This is a genomic window from Oscillatoria sp. FACHB-1406, assembly GCF_014698145.1.
In the GTDB taxonomy this organism is placed as follows: Bacteria; Cyanobacteriota; Cyanobacteriia; order Cyanobacteriales; family Spirulinaceae; genus FACHB-1406.
The window spans coordinates 40,542-61,994 of record NZ_JACJSM010000003.1; the positions used below are offsets into that span (position 1 = coordinate 40,542).

19 protein-coding genes are annotated in these 21,453 nt (G+C 49.2%); 10 read left to right on the top strand and 9 right to left on the bottom strand.

Features of this window, described 5'->3' with window-relative positions:
- Positions 1-350: 350 nt before the first annotated feature.
- The gene (locus H6G50_RS04430) at positions 351-1,286 is read left to right on the top strand and encodes an S-layer homology domain-containing protein (RefSeq protein WP_190713690.1); all 936 of its coding nucleotides are present in this window, start codon (positions 351-353) and stop codon (positions 1,284-1,286) included.
- Here the strand turns inward: H6G50_RS04430 and H6G50_RS04435 are convergent.
- Positions 1,283-2,791 (bottom strand): NADH-quinone oxidoreductase subunit M, encoded by a 1,509-nt coding sequence (locus tag H6G50_RS04435; protein WP_190713691.1) that lies wholly within the window; start codon positions 2,789-2,791, stop codon positions 1,283-1,285. The two genes, H6G50_RS04430 and H6G50_RS04435, sit on opposite strands and share 4 nt — an antisense overlap.
- Positions 2,792-2,842: 51 nt before the next feature.
- A complete protein-coding gene (locus tag H6G50_RS04440; protein WP_190713692.1) occupies positions 2,843-4,741 on the bottom strand; it encodes an NAD(P)H-quinone oxidoreductase subunit F in 1,899 nt (632 codons plus the stop codon).
- Positions 4,742-5,264: 523 nt separating this feature from the next.
- On the opposite strand from H6G50_RS04440, the gene H6G50_RS04445 reads away from it, so the two are divergent.
- From H6G50_RS04445 to H6G50_RS04485, 9 genes are all read left to right on the top strand, one after another.
- Positions 5,265-5,576, top strand: coding sequence for a carbon dioxide-concentrating mechanism protein CcmK (locus H6G50_RS04445; RefSeq protein WP_190713693.1), 312 nt, complete (start codon positions 5,265-5,267; stop codon positions 5,574-5,576).
- Between the two features lie 71 nt (positions 5,577-5,647).
- Positions 5,648-5,986, top strand: coding sequence for a carbon dioxide-concentrating mechanism protein CcmK (locus tag H6G50_RS04450; protein ID WP_190713694.1), 339 nt, complete (start codon positions 5,648-5,650; stop codon positions 5,984-5,986).
- A 14-nt stretch (positions 5,987-6,000) separates the two neighbouring features.
- Entirely contained in the window at positions 6,001-6,315 is a 315-nt protein-coding gene (locus H6G50_RS04455; RefSeq protein WP_190713695.1) for a EutN/CcmL family microcompartment protein, read from the top strand.
- A 118-nt stretch (positions 6,316-6,433) separates the two neighbouring features.
- Entirely contained in the window at positions 6,434-8,824 is a 2,391-nt protein-coding gene (locus tag H6G50_RS04460) for a ribulose bisphosphate carboxylase small subunit (protein WP_190713696.1), read from the top strand.
- 74 nt (positions 8,825-8,898) lie between these two features.
- Positions 8,899-9,513: a hypothetical protein gene (locus H6G50_RS04465; RefSeq protein WP_190713698.1), complete on the top strand. Its 615-nt coding sequence runs from the start codon at positions 8,899-8,901 to the stop codon at positions 9,511-9,513.
- A gap of 559 nt (positions 9,514-10,072) precedes the next feature.
- Positions 10,073-11,491 (top strand): form I ribulose bisphosphate carboxylase large subunit, encoded by a 1,419-nt coding sequence (locus H6G50_RS04470; RefSeq protein ID WP_190713700.1) that lies wholly within the window; start codon positions 10,073-10,075, stop codon positions 11,489-11,491.
- 95 nt (positions 11,492-11,586) lie between these two features.
- Positions 11,587-11,982: a chaperonin family protein RbcX gene (locus H6G50_RS04475; protein ID WP_190713701.1), complete on the top strand. Its 396-nt coding sequence runs from the start codon at positions 11,587-11,589 to the stop codon at positions 11,980-11,982.
- 62 nt (positions 11,983-12,044) lie between these two features.
- Positions 12,045-12,380: a ribulose bisphosphate carboxylase small subunit gene (locus tag H6G50_RS04480; RefSeq protein WP_190713703.1), complete on the top strand. Its 336-nt coding sequence runs from the start codon at positions 12,045-12,047 to the stop codon at positions 12,378-12,380.
- A gap of 178 nt (positions 12,381-12,558) precedes the next feature.
- The gene (locus tag H6G50_RS04485; RefSeq protein WP_190713705.1) at positions 12,559-12,906 is read left to right on the top strand and encodes a hypothetical protein; all 348 of its coding nucleotides are present in this window, start codon (positions 12,559-12,561) and stop codon (positions 12,904-12,906) included.
- A gap of 156 nt (positions 12,907-13,062) precedes the next feature.
- On the opposite strand, the gene glgA (H6G50_RS04490) is transcribed toward H6G50_RS04485, so the two are convergent.
- The 7 genes from glgA (H6G50_RS04490) to H6G50_RS04520 form a co-directional block, all read right to left on the bottom strand.
- Positions 13,063-14,481, bottom strand: coding sequence for a glycogen synthase GlgA (glgA, locus tag H6G50_RS04490; RefSeq protein ID WP_190713706.1), 1,419 nt, complete (start codon positions 14,479-14,481; stop codon positions 13,063-13,065).
- Between the two features lie 230 nt (positions 14,482-14,711).
- A complete protein-coding gene (gene lysS, locus H6G50_RS04495; protein ID WP_190713707.1) occupies positions 14,712-16,433 on the bottom strand; it encodes a lysine--tRNA ligase in 1,722 nt (573 codons plus the stop codon).
- 198 nt (positions 16,434-16,631) lie between these two features.
- Positions 16,632-16,757, bottom strand: a complete 126-nt coding sequence (locus H6G50_RS04500) for an element excision factor XisI family protein (RefSeq protein ID WP_242032710.1) — start codon at positions 16,755-16,757, stop codon at positions 16,632-16,634.
- A 271-nt stretch (positions 16,758-17,028) separates the two neighbouring features.
- Complete coding sequence (locus H6G50_RS04505) at positions 17,029-17,613, bottom strand: Uma2 family endonuclease (protein WP_190713708.1); 585 nt, start codon at positions 17,611-17,613, stop codon at positions 17,029-17,031.
- A 244-nt stretch (positions 17,614-17,857) separates the two neighbouring features.
- A complete protein-coding gene (locus tag H6G50_RS04510; protein ID WP_190713709.1) occupies positions 17,858-18,760 on the bottom strand; it encodes an inositol monophosphatase family protein in 903 nt (300 codons plus the stop codon).
- 27 nt (positions 18,761-18,787) lie between these two features.
- Positions 18,788-20,266, bottom strand: a complete 1,479-nt coding sequence (gene glgA, locus H6G50_RS04515; RefSeq protein ID WP_190713710.1) for a glycogen synthase GlgA — start codon at positions 20,264-20,266, stop codon at positions 18,788-18,790.
- A gap of 172 nt (positions 20,267-20,438) precedes the next feature.
- On the bottom strand, positions 20,439-21,260 hold the full coding sequence (locus tag H6G50_RS04520) for a carbonic anhydrase (protein WP_190713712.1): 822 nt from the start codon (positions 21,258-21,260) through the stop codon (positions 20,439-20,441).
- Between the last annotated feature and the right edge of the window lie 193 nt (positions 21,261-21,453).

Below are 21,453 nucleotides of genomic sequence, written 5' to 3' on the forward strand. Positions count from 1 at the left end.
ATCCTCTAGCTGCCCTTCTATCAGTTGATAGAAAAATAAGTTTTTCTATCTCATCCAAAAGATAGATGTAATTTTATTACTTATGTTAAAAATACGAAATAAAGCAGTTTGAATGAAACAGAGAGAAAAACCCGGTACTTTAAAAACTAAGACTCTCGATTCTTAATCAATTATCCAATTGAAGTAAAGTTAATGATGAAATCGGGAAAATCTGCTGTAATTTTGCAGAAATTTTCAATCTAATCGCTACAATCCTAAAGATAACCAACTCGACTTCAAACCCCTATTCATTTTCCCTCAAAAAATATTGCTCCTATCTTTAAGATCGGGAATATCAGGAGAAACCCAACATGATTGACAATTTACACCGTTCCCTACCCCCCATCGCCTTAATCAGCGCAACGCTTTGTCTCGTCTGTGCTTCCCCCAGTCCAGCAGCGGCTGGATTTCCCGACGTACCCGCCGATTACTGGGCAAGTCCGTTTATTGAAGTCCTCAATCAACAGGGCATTGTAACCGGCTACCTCGATGGAACTTACAGACCCCAAAAAGCCCTCAATCGCGATGAGTTCGCGGCGATTATTCGTCAAGCCTTCAATCGCGAGCCGATCCGAAATATCGAAAGCGGCAGTTCTTTTCAAGATGTCCCGAAAGGCTATTGGGCGGCTGCGCCAATTGAAGAAGCCTATCAAACCGGTTTTATGAAAAGCTTGGCCAACAATACCTTTAAGCCCAAAACTGAGATAACCAAATCAGAAGCGCTAGTGGCTTTAGCTGAAGGTCTGAATTTGACTTACGCAAATACTGCCGCTGCACCACCGGGCGTACCCGCTCCCATCGCTGCCCCTCCTGCTGCCGTTGTTCCCCAGAAGCGGCGGCGTGTTGCTAAAAATAATCTGGCGTTTCCTTTGGCGATGACAGCGCTGATGCAGTCTTTCATTCGCCCTGCTGTTGCCGCTGTCCCACCGCGGCCAGTCCCTCAAGCTACGCCGAAAGCGGCTGTCCTCAATGCTGCTCCTCGCCCGCCCGTTACGGCACGGGAATATTTGGAAAAACATTACGAAGATGCCGATAAAGTTCCCGCAGAGGCGGTCAATGCAGTGGCAGCCGTAACGCAGGCCGGAATTTCGGTCAATCATCCCGATGTAAGACGATTGGAACCGGCAGGAATTCTCGATCGCGGCACGGCGGCTGCTTTAATCCATCAAGCCCTTGTTTCTAAAAGTAAGTTGCCACCTCTGGATGCTAATAATCCTGCTAAACAGTACGTGGTGAAAACGCCCTAATGCAAAGTCTTCATTGCTGAAAGCGATTGGCTTTGAGACACTCGCAACTCCGGACTAATAATTAAGGCAGCGGTTTGAGTTTCGCTCCACCTTACCATCCAACTCGGTTGTAACCCAAAGATAATGATAAAAACGGCGAGAATAATGGGCGGAAAGCGATCGCTCCAATCAACGCGAGGCAGTTGCCCCAATTCCGGGGTGAGACGGCCGAAAAAGACTTTATTGACCATTAACAGGAAATAAACAGCGGTTAAACCGGTTCCGACCATGCACAGTAGCGTCGGAATCGGGAAGAGGGGAAAACTGCTGCGAAAGACGAGGAATTCGGCAATAAACCCGATCATTCCCGGCAGTCCCGCACTCGCCATCACGCCTAAAATCGTCAGCGAACCAATCAAGGGTAAACCGCGTTCGGGATTGAGTAAGCCGACGAGATAGTTAACATCGCGGCTGCCAGTTTTTTTGTAAACTACGCCGACGACGAGGAAGAGAAGCGCAGAAATTAAGCCGTGACCGATCATTTGGCAAACGGCGGCTTCCAAGCTGAGGGGGGTAGTGGCGGTGGCGGCGAGGAGGATATAGGACATATGCGCGATCGAGGAGTAGGCAACGACCTTTTTCATATCCTGTTGCGCGATCGCGGCAAACGCACCGTATAGAGCGCTAATCGCGGCTAAATAGGCTAAATAGGGTGCGAGGACGACCCAAGCATCTAAAAACATACCCACGCCAAACCTTAATAAACCGTAGGTTCCCAGTTTCAATAACACTCCCGCCAGTAGTACAGAAATTGGCGTTGAGGCTTCGACGTGCGCGTCGGGAAGCCAGGTATGGAAGGGAAAGATGGGAATCTTAATAAATAATCCGAGCAGCAAGGGGACGAGCAAAAGGATTTGTTGGCTCAGGGGAAGGACTTGTGCGGCGAGGGGTTTGTAGTCGAAGTTGGGCGCGCCCGTCAGCCAAACGACTCCTAAAAACGAGATTAGGACGAAAAAGCCAGAAATGGAGGTATAGATCAGGAACTTCATGGCTGCGTAACCGCGCCGTCCTCCTCCCCAAATCGCAATCAGGAAGTAAAGGGGAATCAGTTCGAGTTCGTAGAACAGAAAAAATAGGAGCAAATCTTGAGCCAGGAAAGCACCCGCAGCCCCTGCATGGAGGAGAAGGAGTAGGGCGTAGTAAAAGCGTTGGCGCGGTAGGGCGGGACTGCTGCTGTAGATTGCGATCGGAGTGAGGAAACTATTGAGGAAGATCAGCGGTAAGGACAGACCGTCGAGACCGAGATGGTAATTGAGGCCCAACCCGGCTATCCAAGGTAGATATTCAGTGAATTGGGTTTGTGTTTGTTGGGGGTCGAAGCGAAAGCCGAGATAAAGCGTCCACAGGAACAAGCCGCCGGAAATCGCTAAAGCAATTCGGCGCGCTTGCTTTCCCTGCTCATCTTGAGGCCAACAACCGATCGCGATCGCGCCGAGTACGGGAATCCAGATTAAGGCACTGAGCATAATTGAGAATAGATAATTGACAATTGACAGTTGATAACTCGCAACTGACAACTAAGGGCCGAAAGCCGACGACCAATAGGCAGAAATTGCCGCCCACTGTCCGCTGAAGAGTAAGCCGAAGAGCAAAGCGACGCTGGCAACGATGGTCAAAACGTAAAACTGCGACTGACCGGAGACATTATATTTCAGAGCATTGCCGCTGAAAATTGCCGCCAAACCGACGAAGTTCACTAAGCCATCGACGATATAGCGATCGAGCCACGCTGTAAATCTCGAGAAGAGCGACACGGCAAGGACGACAGTCACACCATAAATGCGCTCGATGTATAAATCGTAAGCGAAAAGGTCTTGCAGCAATCGCCAATACTTTTGCGTCGGCCTTGCCCAAGCGCGGTGTAACTCCATCTTTAAGCCGATCGCGAAGCCAATGGCGCTAAACGCAACTAACAGCGGCATCGCCAAGGGAACGACGGCTTGTTCGACTCCGAAGAAGGGCGCAGTAGAACTTAACCATAGCGACCAACGTTGGGGAATCATGAAGTCGAGGAGGGTAACGATTGTTAGGGAAACCATCGGCACGGCCATCGGCCAAGGAGATTCAACCACTCGTCGCGTCTTCATTTGCGATTCGCCTAAGAAGACTAAGCGAAAGACCCGCGTTAAGTTAATCGCACTGAGGAAGTTCACCAAGCAGAGGATTCCCAGTAGCCAGCCAGAGACTTGCCAAGACCCATTAAACCAGCGATTCAGCGTCCAGAACATTCCCAAGGGCAGTAGCGTAATTAAACCGGCAGACCCGACTGCAAACGCTGTCGTCGTGGCGGGCATTCGCGACCACAGGCCGCCCATTTCGGTAATGTTTTGATTGCTGGTGTTAAAGATGATCGAGCCAATGCTCATAAATAGGAGCGCTTTTGCGATCGCGTGGGAGAATAGCAGTAAGAAAGCGATATCGACATGGCCCAAGCCAACGGCAATGAAAACGAGGCCGAGATAGGCGCTCGTCGAGTGGGAAAGAGTACGCTTGATATCGATCTGCGCGATCGCCATTAACGATGCTGCGATCGCGGTTGTTGTGCCGATGATAATTAAAGCCGTCGAAGACACGGGCGACAGCGAAAACACCGGTTGCAACTTAATCAGCACGTAAGCGCCCGCCGACACCACGATCGAATTCCGTAAAATTCCCGCCGGATTCGGCCCCTCCATTGCTTCATCCAGCCACAAATTCAGCGGAAACTGAGCGCATTTTCCCGTCGGCCCTGCAATCAACGAAAGCCCCAATAGCGCCGCTGTCAGGGGCGGTAGCGGTGCTGTTGCCGCCCACTCCTCGAGTTGAGAAAAACTCAAACCCTGCCCGTAGCTCGAAAGCGCCACCACCCCCATCAATAAAATAATATCGCCCACCCGCTTCGTTAAAAACGCATCGCGAGCCGCCGTCACGACTAAGGGTTGCGCATACCAGAACCCCACTAAGAGATACGTTGAAAGCGTTAGAGTTTCGAGTAAACCGTAAGTGAGTAATAGTGAATCGCTAATCGTGACTCCCGACAGTGCTGCTTCAAATAAGCCCATCAAGCCGTAAAAACGCCCCAAAGACCAATCTTTTTCCATGTATCCGAGGGCATAAATTTGAGCCAGCAAGCTAATGCCTGCCACGCCTTCCATCGCACCCAAACTCACGGGCGACAATTCGATCGCCAGAGTTAAATCTAAGTCCGCAACTTGCAACCAGTGCAAAACAATTTTCTGCGGCTGTTGACCCCAACTCACCCAAAAAACGATCGAACCGTGGATAAACGCCAGCACGGTCATGAACAGATTAATGTAAGCTGCCGGTCTCGGCCCGGTTTTGCGGACAAATCCCGCCGACCAGGGTAGCGTGATTGCGGCTCCAATTACCCCGTAGAACGGAATAAACCAACTATTGTGCAAAAGCCATTCACTCATCAACGTCGCTCTTCAAATAAAAATCTCGCCTCGGGAAGGGCTGCCAACGTACCCGACCTGCCGCATCCTCAAAAAATTTTTGGGATATCTCTGGGTCCCTAACCAACATGATAAAGAGATTATAAAACACTGTGACCTCCCCTACAGCCTCCCTTGTTTTTTGAGAAACGACCCCCTCCGTTCCTTAGATTAATTTTTGTTAACACAACCATTTGAAAAAATCATAAAGTCTTATATTGTCAAAGGAACAAAGGTTATCTATGCTTATTTTTAGAATGAAAAATTAATGTCGATGTCCCCGTCGAAGTAACGCTCCTGGTCGGTATTCTAGGTCGCCAAACGGGGAATACTGACAGAGCAGGAATTCATTTTACATTGGGAACTCAAACCCAGCCGCTCGCCTGCCTCTGCTTAAGAAAGCAGAAAAATCGAGCCGAGACAAATAAGAGCGGACTCTCGTTCGATTATGATTTTTTGAGAGCGTCACAGCGCTGTGTTCGCTTGGATTCATGGAGTTTAAAAAATGTCAATTGCAGTAGGAATGGTAGAGACTTTAGGCTTTCCCGCCGTTGTGGAAGCCGCCGATGCGATGGTAAAAGCCGCTCGCGTCACCTTAGTCGGTTATGAGAAAATCGGTACGGGCCGAGTGACAGTGATCGTGCGCGGCGATGTGTCGGAAGTTCAGGCTTCCGTCGCTGCGGGAATTGAAAATGTTAAGCGCGTATCGGGCGGAGAAGTTCTCTCTCATCACATCATCGCTCGCCCCCACGAAAACTTAGAATACGTTCTGCCGATTCGCTACACCGAAGAAGTAGAACAGTTTCGAGCGTATTAATGCGAGAGGTATAGAGGGCATACTTCCCTCTATACATCTGAGTATCCCTGAAAACTTAGGAGAAAGAAAAAATGTCAATTGCAGTAGGAATGGTAGAGACTTTGGGCTTTCCTGCCGTTGTGGAAGCCGCCGATGCGATGGTGAAAGCCGCTCGCGTCACCTTAGTCGGCTACGAAAAAATTGGTACGGGCAGAGTGACGGTGATCGTGCGGGGAGATGTGTCGGAAGTCCAGGCTTCCGTCTCTGCGGGAATCGAAAACGCCAAGCGCGTTTCGGGCGGTCAAGTTCTCTCTCATCACATCATCGCCCGCCCCCACGAAAACTTAGAATACGTTCTGCCGATTCGCTATACCGAAGCGGTCGAACAATTCCGGGAAAGCGTCAATCCTCGACCGATCCAAAGACGGTAAGGCATAGAATATCGATGCAAATTGCCATCGTTCGCGGCACAGTCGTTAGCAGTCACAAGCTTCCCGGGATGACAGGAGTGAAATTGCTCCTGGTTCAATTTGTTGACGAACAAGGGCAGTTATTGCCTCGGTATGAGGTAGCAGCGGATCGGGTGGGTGCTGGTGCGGACGAATGGGTTCTCGTCAGTCGTCGCGCGGTTGCGCCTTACCCGGAAGAAAGCGATCTACGTCCGATCGATGCAACAGTTGTCGGAATTATCGATACGGTTTCGGTCAATAACGACCTACTTTATAGCAAACGAGAAGAACCTCGCTATCGCTTAATGTAAATCTAGGTGAATGAGTTGCGTGCGTCGGAAGCCCCCGGCGACGAGAGGCGAAAGTGACAACTTTGAAGTCGCCCGCAAATTCGACAACGCACGATTAATTTTAGGAGGAATATTGAGAATGGCGGTCCGCACTAAAGCGGCTCCCCCGACTCCTGGGTCGAGAAGTTCAGCCGAGCCAAAACTTAATGAATCGGCTTGCGTTCATACCTCCTGTGATTTGATTGGAGATGTGCGCGTGGGTGCCGATGTGCTTATCGCGCCCGGTACTTCGATTCGCGCTGATGAAGGCTTTCCGTTTTTTATTGGCGACGGGACGAACATTCAAGATGGAGTCGTCATTCACGGGCTGGAACAAGGTCGAGTCATCGGCGATGACGGAAATAACTATTCTGCATGGATAGGTAAGAATACTTGCATTACCCATTTGGTCTTAGTTCACGGGCCGGCTTACGTTGGGGACGACTGCTTTATTGGCTTTCGCTCCACCGTTTTTAATGCAAGGGTCGGAAACGGCAGCATCGTGATGATGCACGCCCTGATTCAAGATGTGGAAATTCCGGCAGGTCGATATGTACCTTCCGGTTCTGTGATTACCAATCAACAACAGGCGGATCGCCTGCCCGAAGTGCAGGAAGTCGATCGCGCCTTTGTCCGTCACGTTGCGGAAATCAATGAAGCCCTGCGCGCGGGGTATCGTTGTGCGGAAGCCCCAGCCAGCCACCGGGCTTTTTCGGGGCAGTCCGGGTTGAAAAAAAGCGCGCGAAACGGCTCTGAATTTGGAGCCGATCTTGGTGTAGAACGCAAGGCAGCGTCCGAAAGAAAAATGAGTTTGAATGCAGAAACAGTAGAACAGGTGCGCTCGCTCCTGAATCAAGGCTACAAAGTCGGCACGGAAGTTGCCGACAAGCGACGCTTTAAAACGGGTTCTTGGTTGAGCGGACCTTCCTTACAAGGTCGCGATAACCAAGTTTTAGCAGATTTAGAAGCTTGTCTGAGCGAGCATGAAGGGCAGTACGTTCGCTTGGTCGGCATCGACCCGAAAGCAAAAACTCGCGTGCTGGAAAGTATTGTCCAGCGTCCCGGCGAGTCGAGCAACGGTCGCGTCTCAGTTGCGAAGAAAGCTCCAGCCCCCTCCATGTCGGTCTCAAATGGCAGCAATGGTAACAGCAGCATCACTCCTAGCCAAATCGCTACCGGCAATTTGGACGAAAACGTGCGATCGCTCCTGACCAGCGGTTATAAGGTGGGAATCGAACACGCCGATAAGCGCCGCTTTAAAACCGGCTCTTGGTTAGTCGGTCCGACATTCGACGGAACCCAGACCCACCAAGATAAAGTGCTGGCAGGTGTTGAAAATTGCTTGCGCGAGTTTGAAGGAGAATACGTGCGATTGGTGGGGATTGACCCGCGCGCTCGCATTCGCGTCTCGGAAACGATTATTCAGCGTCCCGGCGAAACAGCTAGCACTAAAAATCACCTTCCTGTGGTTGCCCGCCCGAGTAGCAATGGCTCGGTCGGCAACCGCGTCTCGGCGAACGGCGATTTGGAAGAAAACGTGCGATCGCTGCTGGCGAGCGGTTATAAAGTCGGTCTTGAATATGCGGACAAGCGCCGTTTTAAAACCGGTTCTTGGTTAGTCGGCTCGACCTTTGACGGCACGCAAACTCACCAAGACCGCGTTCTGTCTGAAATTTACGCTTCTTTGCGCGAATATGAGGGACAATACGTGCGATTGGTGGGGATTGACCCGCGCGCTCGCATTCGCGTCTCGGAAACGATTATTCAGCGTCCCGGAGAAGCGAGCAACGGCAATAATAGTAAGGCTTCTGCCCCTTCGCGCTCGACGAGCAGCTACAGCAGCAACGCCGCCAGCAGCGGTTTGAGTTCTGAAATCGTCGAACAAGTACGCTCGCTATTGCGAGGTGGCTACCGCGTCGGTACGGAACACGCTTCCTCGCGTCGGTTTAAGACGGGTTCTTGGCAATCTTGCCCCGCGATCGAATCTCAGAACGAAGCGCAAGTGCTGGCTGAGTTAGAAGCTTGTTTGAGCGACCACCAAGGCGAATACGTTCGCATCATTGGTATCGATACTCAGACTAAACGCCGCGTTGTCGAAACAATTATTCAGCGTCCCGGCGACTCGGCTTCAGCTTCGACTAAGCACAGTTCCGCTCCGGCGAATGCAGCTAAAGGTTTCGGTCAATCGGCCGCAAGCTACCAAAGTTCGCGATCGACAGCCGCGAATACTCGTTTGGAAGCTGAAGTGGTAGACCAAGTACGGGCGCTATTAAAAGGCGGATTTACGATTGGCACCGAACACGCCGACAAGCGTCGGTTTAAGACGGGTTCCTGGCACATCTGTTCTCCGATTGAATCCAAACAGGAATCGGAAGTGCTGGCGAAATTGGAAGCTTGCATTAAGGAGCATCCAGGAGAATACGTGCGCTTGTTGGGAATTGACTCGCACGCGAAGCGGCGGGTGTTAGAGCAAGTGATTCAACGTCCGTGAAGCGCGCTGGCGAGATAGCGAAGGGGATTAGAGATTGCCCTTCGCCCTCGCTCGCTGTTTATTTTTCTGATGCTATGCCTTTGCAACCTTTGCAATTTATTGAAACCGCTTACGTGCAAGTTAGCGGCGACGTGACCATTCATCCGAGCGTCGCGATCGCGCCAGGAACTATTTTGCGAGCGGCTCCCGATAGCCGAATTGTGATTAAAAGCGGCGTTTGCATCGGTATGGGCGTTGTGCTAAGTGCTTGTGGCGGTGCGATCGAAATTGAAACGGGAGCCAGTCTCGGTCCGGGAGTTTTAATAGTGGGCAGGGGAAAGATCGGCGCGAATGCCTGCATCGGTGGCGTGACAACAATTTTTAATGCTTCGGTCGAGCCGATGCAGATCGTACCCGCTGGGTCGATTATCGGGGATACTTCTAGAACCCTCGATGCAGAAGTTAGCATCCCAGCACCCGAAGCGATCGTTGAAGGCAAAAGACCGTCGGAAATTCCGGTTGAGTCTGCCCCTGAAGCGGTCGAACCGCCTGCTGCATCGTCACCCGCCGAGGAACCGCCCGCCTCGATCGCGCCAAAACCACCAGGAACGCCAGTTTACGGTCAGATCCACGTCAATCAATTGCTCTACACGATCTTTCCGAAGGGCAATTCTATCAATCGCCCCTCATCTGATGGAACTGAATCTTAAGGAATCTCTATCTTTGAACGGTATTGTTGTTGGTTGAAATCTCACTTATTCTTTAACGGTTTGAGTGGGAGAGTCGAGGGAGTTATCGAGTTAAAAGAAAATCGGCAAGCGATCGCTATTGAACGAGGGTTAAAACTGATAAAACCAATTTTTTGAAAAAATTAATTTAATTCTAAGTTAATCGTACTGTAAAGACGGAACAGTGAAACTTTTGGGAAGTTTTTGTTCGTTTTTGCCACTTTAGTTTGGCGAAATATTTCTTTACAATACGAAACTTTTTCCTTTAAAAAATTAATAGAATTTAAAACTAAAGATAGAAGGAAACTTGTAAAAAAAGTGCGATCTAAAAACTTAAGTTTGTGTTAAAATGAAGAGCGAAATTTCAGATCGTCGAGATTCAGGTTGACTCTCAGTTTGAAGAAGCTGGCTAGAGGTTCGGGCATTCCGCAATCATTGAAAGATGAGGCTCGCCCCATTCCAAGGCAAGATTGCAGCACCCCCAGACGAGTTAAACCGCGATCGATCGAGCCAAAGGCAGTTATAAGGAGAGATTGAGGAAATGGTACAAGCCAAATCATCAGCAGGGTTTAAGGCCGGGGTACAAGACTACCGCCTGACCTACTATATGCCGGAGTACACGCCCAAGGACACAGACCTCCTGGCTTGCTTCCGCGTCACCCCCCAACCCGGCGTACCCCCCGAAGAAGCGTGCGCGGCGGTAGCGGCTGAGTCTTCGACCGGAACTTGGACGACCGTTTGGACGGATGGATTGACCGACCTCGATCGCTATAAAGGTCGTTGCTATGACATCGAACCCGTTCCCAACGAAGATAATCAATATTTTTGCTTCATCGCTTATCCTTTAGATCTATTTGAAGAAGGATCCGTCACCAACATCCTCACCTCCTTGGTGGGGAACGTCTTCGGCTTCAAAGCCCTGCGCGCTCTTCGTTTAGAAGACATCCGCGTTCCCGTCGCTTTGATCAAAACTTTCCAAGGACCGCCCCACGGGATTACCGTCGAGCGCGACAAATTGAACAAATACGGTCGTCCTTTACTCGGCTGTACGATTAAGCCCAAACTGGGTCTGTCGGCGAAGAACTACGGACGCGCCGTTTACGAATGCTTGCGCGGCGGTTTGGACTTCACCAAAGACGACGAAAACATCAACTCTCAGCCGTTCATGCGCTGGCGCGATCGTTTCCTCTTCGTCCAAGAAGCGATCGAGAAAGCTCAAGCTGAAACCAACGAAATCAAAGGTCACTACCTCAACGTTACCGCTGGAACCGCTGAAGAAGCCCTCAAACGGGCAGAATTCGCTGCTGAAATCAAAACCCCGATTATCATGCACGACTTCTTCACCGGCGGCTACACCATCAACACCTCGCTGGCGAAGTTCTGCCGCGACAACGGACTGCTGCTGCACATCCACCGCGCTATGCACGCTGTCGTTGACCGTCAGAAAAACCACGGGATTCACTTCCGCGTGTTAGCCAAGTGCTTGCGCCTCTCCGGCGGCGACCACTTACACTCCGGAACCGTCGTCGGTAAACTGGAAGGCGAACGCGGCATCACGATGGGTTTTGTTGACCTGATGCGCGAAGACTACGTGGAAGAAGATCGCGCTCGCGGTATTTTCTTCACCCAAGACTACGCTTCCCTCCCCGGCACCATGCCCGTAGCTTCCGGCGGTATTCACGTATGGCATATGCCCGCCTTGGTGGAAATCTTCGGCGACGACTCCTGCTTGCAATTCGGCGGCGGAACCCTCGGACACCCCTGGGGTAACGCTCCCGGCGCAACCGCTAACCGCGTCGCTCTCGAAGCTTGCGTTCAAGCCCGCAACGAAGGCCGCAACCTGGCTCGCGAAGGCAACGACGTTATCCGCGAAGCTTGCCGCTGGTCGCCGGAACTGGCTGCTGCTTGCGAACTGTGGAAGGAAATCAAGTTCGAGTTCGAGGCAATGGATACGCTCTAATCAAGCCATCGAAGGGGCAAAAAGTAAAAAGCAATACTGTTTTTCTTACCTTTTGCCCGTTTACTGGCTAAAACGTCTGGGGAGGGCAGGTCAGTATGGATTCTAAGCAAGTTGCAAAAGATACGGCCAAGTTTTTGCAGAATTATCTGACCTACCAAGCCGTTAAAGTCATCGTCCAGCAGTTATCGGAGACCAATCCTCCGGAAGCGATTTGGTTGAGTCGATACTCGGCTAGTAAGTTGGAGGATGCCGAAGCTTACATCCAGGGGTTGATGTTGGAGCGAAAAGATTTAGTCCTGCGAATTTTGACCGTGCGCGAACATTTGGGCGAAGCCGTCTTAGATTTTCTGCCTGCAATGGTCAAGCTAGGGATTAAGGATGCGAATATGCAGCACCGCCGCCAACTCTTGGAACGCCTCACCCAGACTCCAGAATTAGAGTCAACCGCCTCGGAATCGGAAAGCGATCCGACCGTGCCGCAAGATGAGTAGGGACATCTTAAATAATTCTGCCCTACACGATAGACCCTTCAATTATTACTTCCAAACAAACGATGAAGACTTTACCTAAAGAGCCGCGTTACGAAACCCTTTCTTATTTACCCCCTTTAACCGACCAACAAATCGCTCGTCAGATTCAATATATGTTGGATCAAGGTTTTATTCCGGCGGTTGAATTTGAGAAGAATCCGAAACCTAACGATCACCACTGGACGCTGTGGAAGCTGCCTTTATTCAGTGCTAACTCACCTCAAGACGTTCTTAGCGAAGTGCGCGAATGCCGTCAAGAGTATTCCGATTCTTATATCCGCGTAATCGGATTTGACAATATCAAACAGTGCCAAACGATGAGTTTCATCGTTTACAAGCCGAACTCTAGCCGTTACTAAGTCGGCTATTTGTTGGGGTTCCGACGGGCATTGTAATGCTCGATAAGGAATAGATATTATCTAGGGGCATAGCGGTGCTATGCTCCTTACTTGTATGCGTATTCTTATTCTTATAGGTTGCTTGCAGGAGCGCCGCTCTCGCGCTACAACTGAATTACAACTTTAAGGGATTGTCGCAATGAGTGAAGATAAGCGTAGCCGGATGACAAAATGGTGGCATCGAGGAACGTTCGTTTTTATGGTGCTTTCCTTGATTATTTCAGCGCTATTGCTCGTTCTCTTTATTTTTGGAATTCCGGGGACGCAGAATGATTATGCTAGGGGTTGGAATCTGGGTTTTACGACGCTTTATTGGTATTGTATTGGTTGCTTGAGTTTGCTAGGGATTAATGGCATTTCAGCCCTAATTTTGAAAGGTTTTTTTCCGACAGTGCGTCGGGTAACGATGTTTGTTTTTTGGTTGTTTTTTGGTTACTCTGCTTTTAATTTCTGTCGAGCATTTTTAATCATTTTCTCAGCGTCTTAGTTTGAATTAATGATGTTGCTCTTATCTCTAAGAATGCCCCGGCATTTAAGCATAGAGTGCTGTATAATTAAACTCGATCGCACGAGTAGGGTAGGTTTTGTCTACCCTACAACAGAGCGAGCTTAGTAAAGCGATTGTAAATCCCGCTAAGTTGCCCTAGCTACTCGCAACTAAGACTTCGTTACTAATCGTTTCTTCGGGTGGCAAACCGAGAATTTCTGCATACATTTTGATGTATTCTGCCGCCGATTTTTCCCAGCTAAAGTCTTGCTGCATTCCTCGTTTTTGTAGTTCTACCCATCGATCTTTGTAGCGGAAACCTTCGATCGCTTTTACCATACAAGTATAGAAGTCGAGGGGTTCGTAGCGATCGAAGCAATACCCGGTTCCTGCGTTATTCATCGGTTCGTGGTAGGAAACGGTATCGACTAAACCGCCGGTACGCCGCACGATGGGAACGCAACCGTAACGCATGGCAAGCATTTGGCTGATTCCGCAGGGTTCAAAACGGGAGGGCATTAGGAACGCATCGCAACCGGAGTAAACGCGGCGCGACAGTGCTTCGTTGTAGAGTAGTTGCACGGACATCCGCCCGGGGAAGCGAGAGGCCATTTGCCACAGTTGGGTTTCGTAGTAGCGATCGCCCGCGCCGAGTAGAATGAATTGGGAGTCGGTATAAGCGAGGAAGCGATCGAGGATTTGTAGGAGTAAATCGATACCTTTTTGCTCGACTAAACGGGTGACAATCCCGGTTAAAAAGGTGCTTTTGTTGACTTCTAAACCGACTTCTTCTTGCAGCGCAATTTTGTTGGCGGAGCGTTTTTCAAGGGTATCGGCGGTAAAGTTTTGAGCGATGAAGCGATCGCGTTCTGGGTTGTAACTCTCGACATCGATTCCGTTGACAATCCCTCGCATTTTACCGCTAATAAAGCGCAGCAAACCGTCCAATTCTTCCCCGTAGGCAGGAGTTTGGATTTGTTGGGCGTAGGTGGGCGAAACGGTGTTAACGCGATCGGCAAATTGTACCGCTGCTGCCATCACATTATGCCCCTGCATATACCACGGACACCACGTCATTTGCTCCAAACGACCGCGCCACGGCCCCTGATACGCTAAGTTATGAATGGTAAAAACGGTGCCGATATCCGAGGTTTCGTGCATCCAAACGGGAATCATTCCAGTGTGCCAATCGTGACAGTGAATAAGTTGCGGTTTCCAATAATTCCACGCAAATTCTGCTGCCCCGTTGGAGAATAAAACGAATCTCCAGTCTTCGTCTTCGCCTCCATAAATTCGCCGCCCTGAAAAAGCGAGATGTCCGAAAAGATACAGCGGTACGTCGGTTCCAGGCAGTTGGGTTTCGTACACGGCAAACTGCTGAAACATGGCAGTTCCCCACCAAATCGGTTCTTTAGGAATCTCAATTTTGTCTGCCATGAAGCCGTAATAAGGCATGAAGATGCGAACGTCATGCCCCATTTTCTTTAATACTTTTGGTAGCGAGCCGACTACATCTCCCATTCCACCGACTTTCGCCAAAGGAGCGACTTCGGCGGAGACAAATAATATGCGCATACTGGTTCAGCGTTCCCGTAACGTCCTTGTCCAGTTTACAGCCCTGTTTGGGAAATTAAAAATTAAAAATTAAAAATTAAAGGCAAAATACTTGTGAAAAGGAAAAAAGTTGTCGCGACTCAGTTCTTATGTACTAACTGATGAAAGGATTTTTTGAGTGAGAAGAACAGCCCGAAAATAAATTTTGGACTGTTCTTAACGCAGGCAACAGGTTGAGCAATTATCGCACCTTAAATTTCGCGATCGCAACCAAATTTATCCCGGATGTGGGTATTAAAATATTGTCCCACTGAGGGCGTTTCTTTCAACTCTTTATAAACTTCGGCGGGAACGTCATTATATTTATACGTTCCTCCCCGCTCGAACGTTACCCGCAAGATTTTTTTTTCAGCATCGTAGTCTACTGCATGAATCGCAGTGCTGGTATTCTTTAAGAGCGGGAAGGCAATGACATCGCGAATGCTAGCTGCATTGGTTAATAGCATAACGACGCGATCGATGCCAATTCCCAAACCTCCGGTTGGGGGCATTCCATACTCTAACGCCGCCAAGAAATCTTCATCGACACCTTGCGCTTCTAAGTCTCCGGCTGCCTTTCTTTCTGCTTGTAATTCTAACCGTTCTCGCTGCTCGATCGGATCGGTTAATTCCGAAAAACTATTCGCCATTTCGCGCCCGGTGACGTATAACTCGAAGCGTTCGACTAATCCTTTTTTGCTGCGGTGGGGTTTAGCGAGGGGAGAAATTTCGACGGGAAAATCGAGGACAAAGGTGGGTTGAATCAGACTTGCTTCTACTTTTTGCTCGAAGCATTCATTCAACAGCTTACCTATCGTTTGGCAATCATCGGAAATTTCAACGCCAGCTTCTTTTACCGCCGTTTTAGCAGCAGCAAAATCGGCAAATTGCTCGAAATCTAACCCTGTAGCTTCTTGCACTAATTCGTGCATGGTTGCCCGCCGCCAAGGGGGAGTTAAATCGATTTCTTCCCCTTGATATTCTACTTTTAACGCCCCTAATACTTCCTGCGCTGCCGTTACGATTAACTGTTCTGTCAGCGCCATCATATCGCTGTAATCGGCGTAAGCTTGATAAATTTCAATCGAGGTAAATTCGGGATTGTGTCGCGTTGAAATTCCTTCGTTGCGGAAAATGCGCCCCAACTCGAAAACCTTTTCAAATCCGCCAACAATTAAACGCTTTAAATGGAGTTCTGTGGCAATCCGCAGATACAAGTCCATCTGCAAGGTATTGTGGTAGGTAATGAAAGGGCGCGCATCCGCACCGCCCGCTTCGCTTTGCAGCACGGGCGTTTCGATTTCAATGAATCCTTGTTCGTCTAAATAGCGACGAATGGAAGCGGTAATTTTAGCGCGACGGCGAAAGGTTTCGCGCACGTCGGGATTAACAATTAAGTCAACGTAGCGCTGGCGATAGCGCTTTTCGGTATCTGTTAAACCGTGCCATTTGTCGGGGAGAGGGAGGAGGGATTTAGTCAGGATGGCGTAGTCGTTAACGTAGACGGAAAGTTCGCCTTTTTCGGTACGCTTAATCGTGCCTTTTGCGCCTAAGATATCGCCGACATCGGTAAGTTTTGTGAGGTTTTTAAAGGCATTGGCGAGGTCGGACATTTTGGCATCAATGCGCTTTTTGTCGAGGTAAAGCTGAATCGTACTGGTTTCATCTCGAAGCTCGAAGAAGGCGAGTTTGCCGAAAACGCGCCGCGCCATAATCCGTCCCGCGATCGCGACTTCTACTTCGACTTCTTCACCGCTGGGAAGATCGGCATATTTTTCTTGCAGTTGGGCGGCAGTATGAGTGGATTCCCATTGATAGGCGTAGGGGTTCAATCCCAAAGATTTAATTTGCTCGACTTTCTCCAATCTTGTAGCGCGAATATCTTCTAAAGTTGAGGCGTGTTGCGATTCGGGTTGAGATGGATTCGAGGACATATTGTTTGAGATTTAAGAATTGACTTTGCTGCCAACAGTTCGAGCGAACTCTCTTTTCTCTATTATACAAGATAGTGCGACATTTTTCTAGGGTTAAATTGCTTTAAAGCTATGCCTAATCAAGAAATCGGAGACGAGCATAGCATGGTTCTGTAGCGGCGGTGAAATGAACAACCCCATTGTTCGAGAAAAGTCACTTTAGCTTGCTGCCGGTTCTCCCGTACCAAGCTCTGTATACTGCCGAACTTCCGGCTCGTGAAATGCCAAAATAATATCTTGTTTCGGAACGCCCATTTCTACCAGTCGATGGAAAGAAAGTTGCATAAATCGACTGACGCACGGCTAAATAAAGTTCGCGATCGGGTTCTATTTTTTTCAGTGCATCCCGATAGTTAAGGCATTGTCCTAAGAGACTATTTGTAAACCTTTTTTAATCAGATCTGTAGAGACGTTGTATACAACATCTCTACAGTCCAACCATAGGGTAGGTAGTCGCAGATGTAATATTCTCACCCGTTTTTTTCTAACACAGTTCTTACGACATCATGAAAGCGATCTTTTCCCATGTAAAAGTTTCCTCGCAATTTCTAAAAAATTAGACTTTACCGGCTTCTAATACTTGTGCTGCGGTGAGTTTTAAGCCTGGAAAAGTCGTAGAAGCGATCGCGTCGTTGCCCTGAAACGCCGTTTCTTCGTAGAATCCATCCACTAAAATCAAGACTGTCACTTTAGCGCGATGGGGGTCAACAATCCAGTATTCAGGGATTCCTCGTGCGGCATATTCCGATCGCTTGTAGCGGTAGTCCCGATCCTCGTTCGCTTTACCGGGAGAAACAACTTCAACCACTAAAGCTGGCGGTGGCATATCCGAAGTAATGGTTGCGCGTTTGCCATCAATCGCGGCGAAAAGTTCCTCGGTTAAAAGCATTAAATCGGGCAGTCGAACGCGGGAACGATTGCCACTGACGACAATTTCTGTATCTTTGCAACAAATCAAATAAATAGGAACGAGTTTGAGGAATTCTGAGAGGAGATAAATTGCAATCCGGTTATTTAAATTGGATTCTGGAGGTATTGGTACTAACTCTCCATCGATAAGTTCGTAGGGGGTATCCGTACCGTCGTCATAAGCGAGGTATTCTTCTAAGGTGAACCTTTTTGTTACGGTTGTGGCTGTCATCGCGATCGCCCCTTAAAACGACTGTAGACTCAATTATATCGTCCAGTCTCGTCCCTCATTTTTTGTGGACTGTAGAGACGTTGTATACAACGTCCTTGCGGTTGCTAGCGTTTCACACCCACGACAACCGCATTACATTCCCAAAATCCGGTGTTATACTTGCGCTAATTTACAAAAAGAGCAATGGGTCATTACTAACGACCCTCTAAAGTTTAAGTTTGGTAGCATCAACTTTAGGGACGACTTACGCTGACGTTGCGTCAATTTCGCTCAAAAGTTGAGTTGCGAGCGCGTATAATTCTTCATGGCAGCGCCCGTTACTCGCCATCAAACCTCCCCATTGCGACGCATCGCCGCTGTTATAAATTAAGTCTTCTCCCTCGAAGCTGGTAAATTTTCCGCCTGCTTCAGTGAGAATAAGTTCGGGGGCGGCAAAGTCCCAATCTTTGGGTGCAGTTTTACCGGAAAGGGAGATATAAACGTCGCAGTTGCCATCAACAATGGTAGAAATTTTACCGCCAACGCTGCCCATAAAATGTCGTTCTTTAAAGGGCATTCGTTCGAGCATTGTATTCAGGCGTTTGTCGCGGTGGCTGCGACTGGCTATCATTGAGAGATATTCAATTTTAGCGCGATCGCTAACCGATATCTGCTTTGGGCTGCCGTCCCGCATTTCGACATAACTCCCTTGTCCTTTGGTGGCAAAATAGAGTTTATCCGCTTCGGGAATGCCGACAATCGCAACCATCGGTCTTCCCTGATAGGCAAGGGCAATATGAAGGGCATATTCGCCCGTTTTATCGATAAAATCCCGCGTACCGTCGAGAGGATCGATAATCCAAACCCAATCTTTTTCAATCGCACCTTTTTGATAGGTTTCCTCGCTAAGATAGCCGAAATCGACTTCTTTAAAGGCAGCTTGTAACTGCTCGAGGATGTAATGGTTGGCAGCGAGATCTGCTGCGGTGACGGGGCCGTCTTTTTTATCTTTGACCTCTAGGGATGGCGAACCCGCTTCGCCCCGATAGTAGGCCCGAAGAATATCGATCGCGCCCCAACCGATTTTACGCGCGATCGCGGTAATCTCGGTTAGAGCTTCCGGTTGATTTTCGTTTAAAGATTCGATTCTCAATTGTCCATTATCCATTGTCAATTATCAATTATCAATTACCAATCATTCTTTGTGTCGAATTCGCTCGTACAACTCATCGTACTCATCGCCGGGATTCGTCCAAGAATAATCGCATTGCATCCCTTGAATCGCTAAATTTCGGAACAATTGCGGATTTTGATAATACAAATCGAAAGCCCGTCCTAATGCCGATTCTAAGGCGTAACTATCGTTTTCGTAAAAGACAAAACCATTCCGTTTCTCGACGGGGTGTTCTTGGTCGTAATCCCAGTCAAAAATCGTGTTCAACAACCCGCCAACCCCGCGCACCACAGGAACCATACCGTAGCGCAAACCAATCGTTTGCGTCAGCCCGCAAGGTTCGTAATTACTGGGAACAACAATCATATCCGCCCCGGCATAAATCAGGTGCGAAAGTTCTTCATTGAAGCCCAATTCGATATGACAATCGGGATTACTATTCAAGAACTCTTTTTCGTGGCGGAACCAACTATCAATTCCCGGTTCGGTTGCCGACCCCAACAGCACGAACTGCGCCCCCCTCTCAAGGGCGTAATACATCGCATGATGAACTAAATGTACGCCTTTTTGATGGTCGAGACGACCGATAAAAGCAACGAGGGGTTTTTCGGGGGCATCGCGTAGCAATAACCGTTCGCGCAGGGCTTTTTTGTTGAGAGACTTGCTATCGAAATCATCATAGCTGTATGGGTGAGGCACGTAGCGATCGCTCTCCGGATTCCAGACCTCATAATCAATCCCGTTGAGAATGCCGCTAAACTTGTAGTGGTGCAGCCCCAAAGTCGGTTGCAGCCCGCACCCCACCGAAGTAAAGCGCGCCTCCCACGCATGATGCGGCGAAACCGTATTGACGTGGTTGGAATAAACAATGCCGCCCTTCATGAAATTAATGGCATTGTGGTTATTATCCCGCAAGCGTTCCGGGCTGTAATAATAGGCATCGTTATTTAACCCCGTTGCCCGCAAGGTTTGTTCGCTCCATACGCCCTGATGTCCGAAATTGTGAATCGTGTAGCAAATCCGTTGATTCGCCATTCCGTGCCACTTATAAATCTCATACAGCAGCACCGGGATTAACCCCGTTTGCCAATCGTGACAGTGAATGATATCCGGGCGTTTATTGCTGGCGTGCAAAAACTCAATCGCCGCCCTGCTAAAAAAGGCGAAGCGGATTTGGTCGTCGTTCTCGCCGTAGTAACGACCGCGATTAAAGAAATTATCTTGGGAGTGGGGTTGAATGAAGAAACACAACCGTCCGTGAACCCAACCGCAGTATACCGAGCAGTGAACCGCGCTATCGTACCAAGGAACCCACAAATTTAGGTAGGCATCGTGCAACCCCCAGATATGGTCGTACCTCATGCAATCGTACATGGGCAGGATCAATTCAACGCAATGACCCCGGCTTTCCATTTCACGACTCAATCCGTAAACCACGTCGCCTAACCCGCCAGCTTTGATAACGGGGGCGCATTCCGATGCAATTTGTACGATGTACATAAATTTTTTGAGTCAAACAACAAACTGACTTTTCTTAAGCGCTTTGCTCGAGCAAATTTTGATAATTAAGGGAGCATTATCGCGCTATCGGGGTCAAATTGTAAAGAGATGTTAACTCTGTCGAGCCGCAACGCGCTTGCGGGCGAGGTTCGGGGTTAGCTCTCAGACGAATTTAGCACGAGCCTCGATAAATCCGCTCGGCTTGCTCGGCAGATAGCCACGTCCCCGCCGAAGAACCATTGTTGGGCGATCGCGACGATTCCGATGGCATGGGACAAGCAGCCGCCTTCGGTTTATAATGCTCGGGTATTGGTTCGAGGGAACTCAGTTGGGCGCGATCGCTTAATAACGCTTCTGGGTCGAGCGCTTCTAAGGGACTCGAAGGCGCAGTGTAAGCATGGCGCACTGGGTCATAGGCATAAACCGACCCAGTATTAATGTGGTAAACCCAAGCGTGCAGCGAAAGTTTGGCTTGGCGAATGCGCGAGTGAACGATGGGATAAGTCCGCAAATTTTCAATTTGAGTGAGAACGTTTTCTGCGGTGGTAATATCGAGCAGTTCGTCCCCTTCGACGGTTGAATAATTTTCCTTAATGAGGCGGCGAGTCGCTTCGCCTTGCTTTAGCCACTCGTAGACTAAAGGCATTTTTTCTTCTAACTCGTTCAACTTCAACAGACCTTTCATCGCCCCGCAGTTTGAGTGACCGCAAACAATAATCTGTTGGATGTTCAGTGCTTGCAGGGCGTATTCGAGCGCCGCCCCTTCGCCGCCGTTGGTTGCGCCATAAGGCGGAATCATATTGCCCGCATTGCGAATGACGAAAAGTTCGCCCACTTCAGCATTGACAATCAGGTTAGGATCGACGCGAGAGTCAGAGCAAGTAATGAAGAGAACCCGAGGACTTTGCCCTTGAGCGAGTTGACCGAATAGTTCTTGGTGGCTGCAAAAATAACTGGTTTGGAACTTACGCAAGCCTTTGATTAACTTTTCCATAAGACTGGGGGGTGTCTGAGAAATGCTTCGCAACATCTAATCATATCAAGTCCTGTTGCTTAACATGAGGCGATGTCAGCGGTTGGTGAAAACGGAGTACGATCTAAAATCCGGTTGAATGACCTAAGTTAAGGCTGACGGAGGGACGGCGCTTCGACTTCGCTCAGCGTAACAGGGGACTGGGTGACGGGGA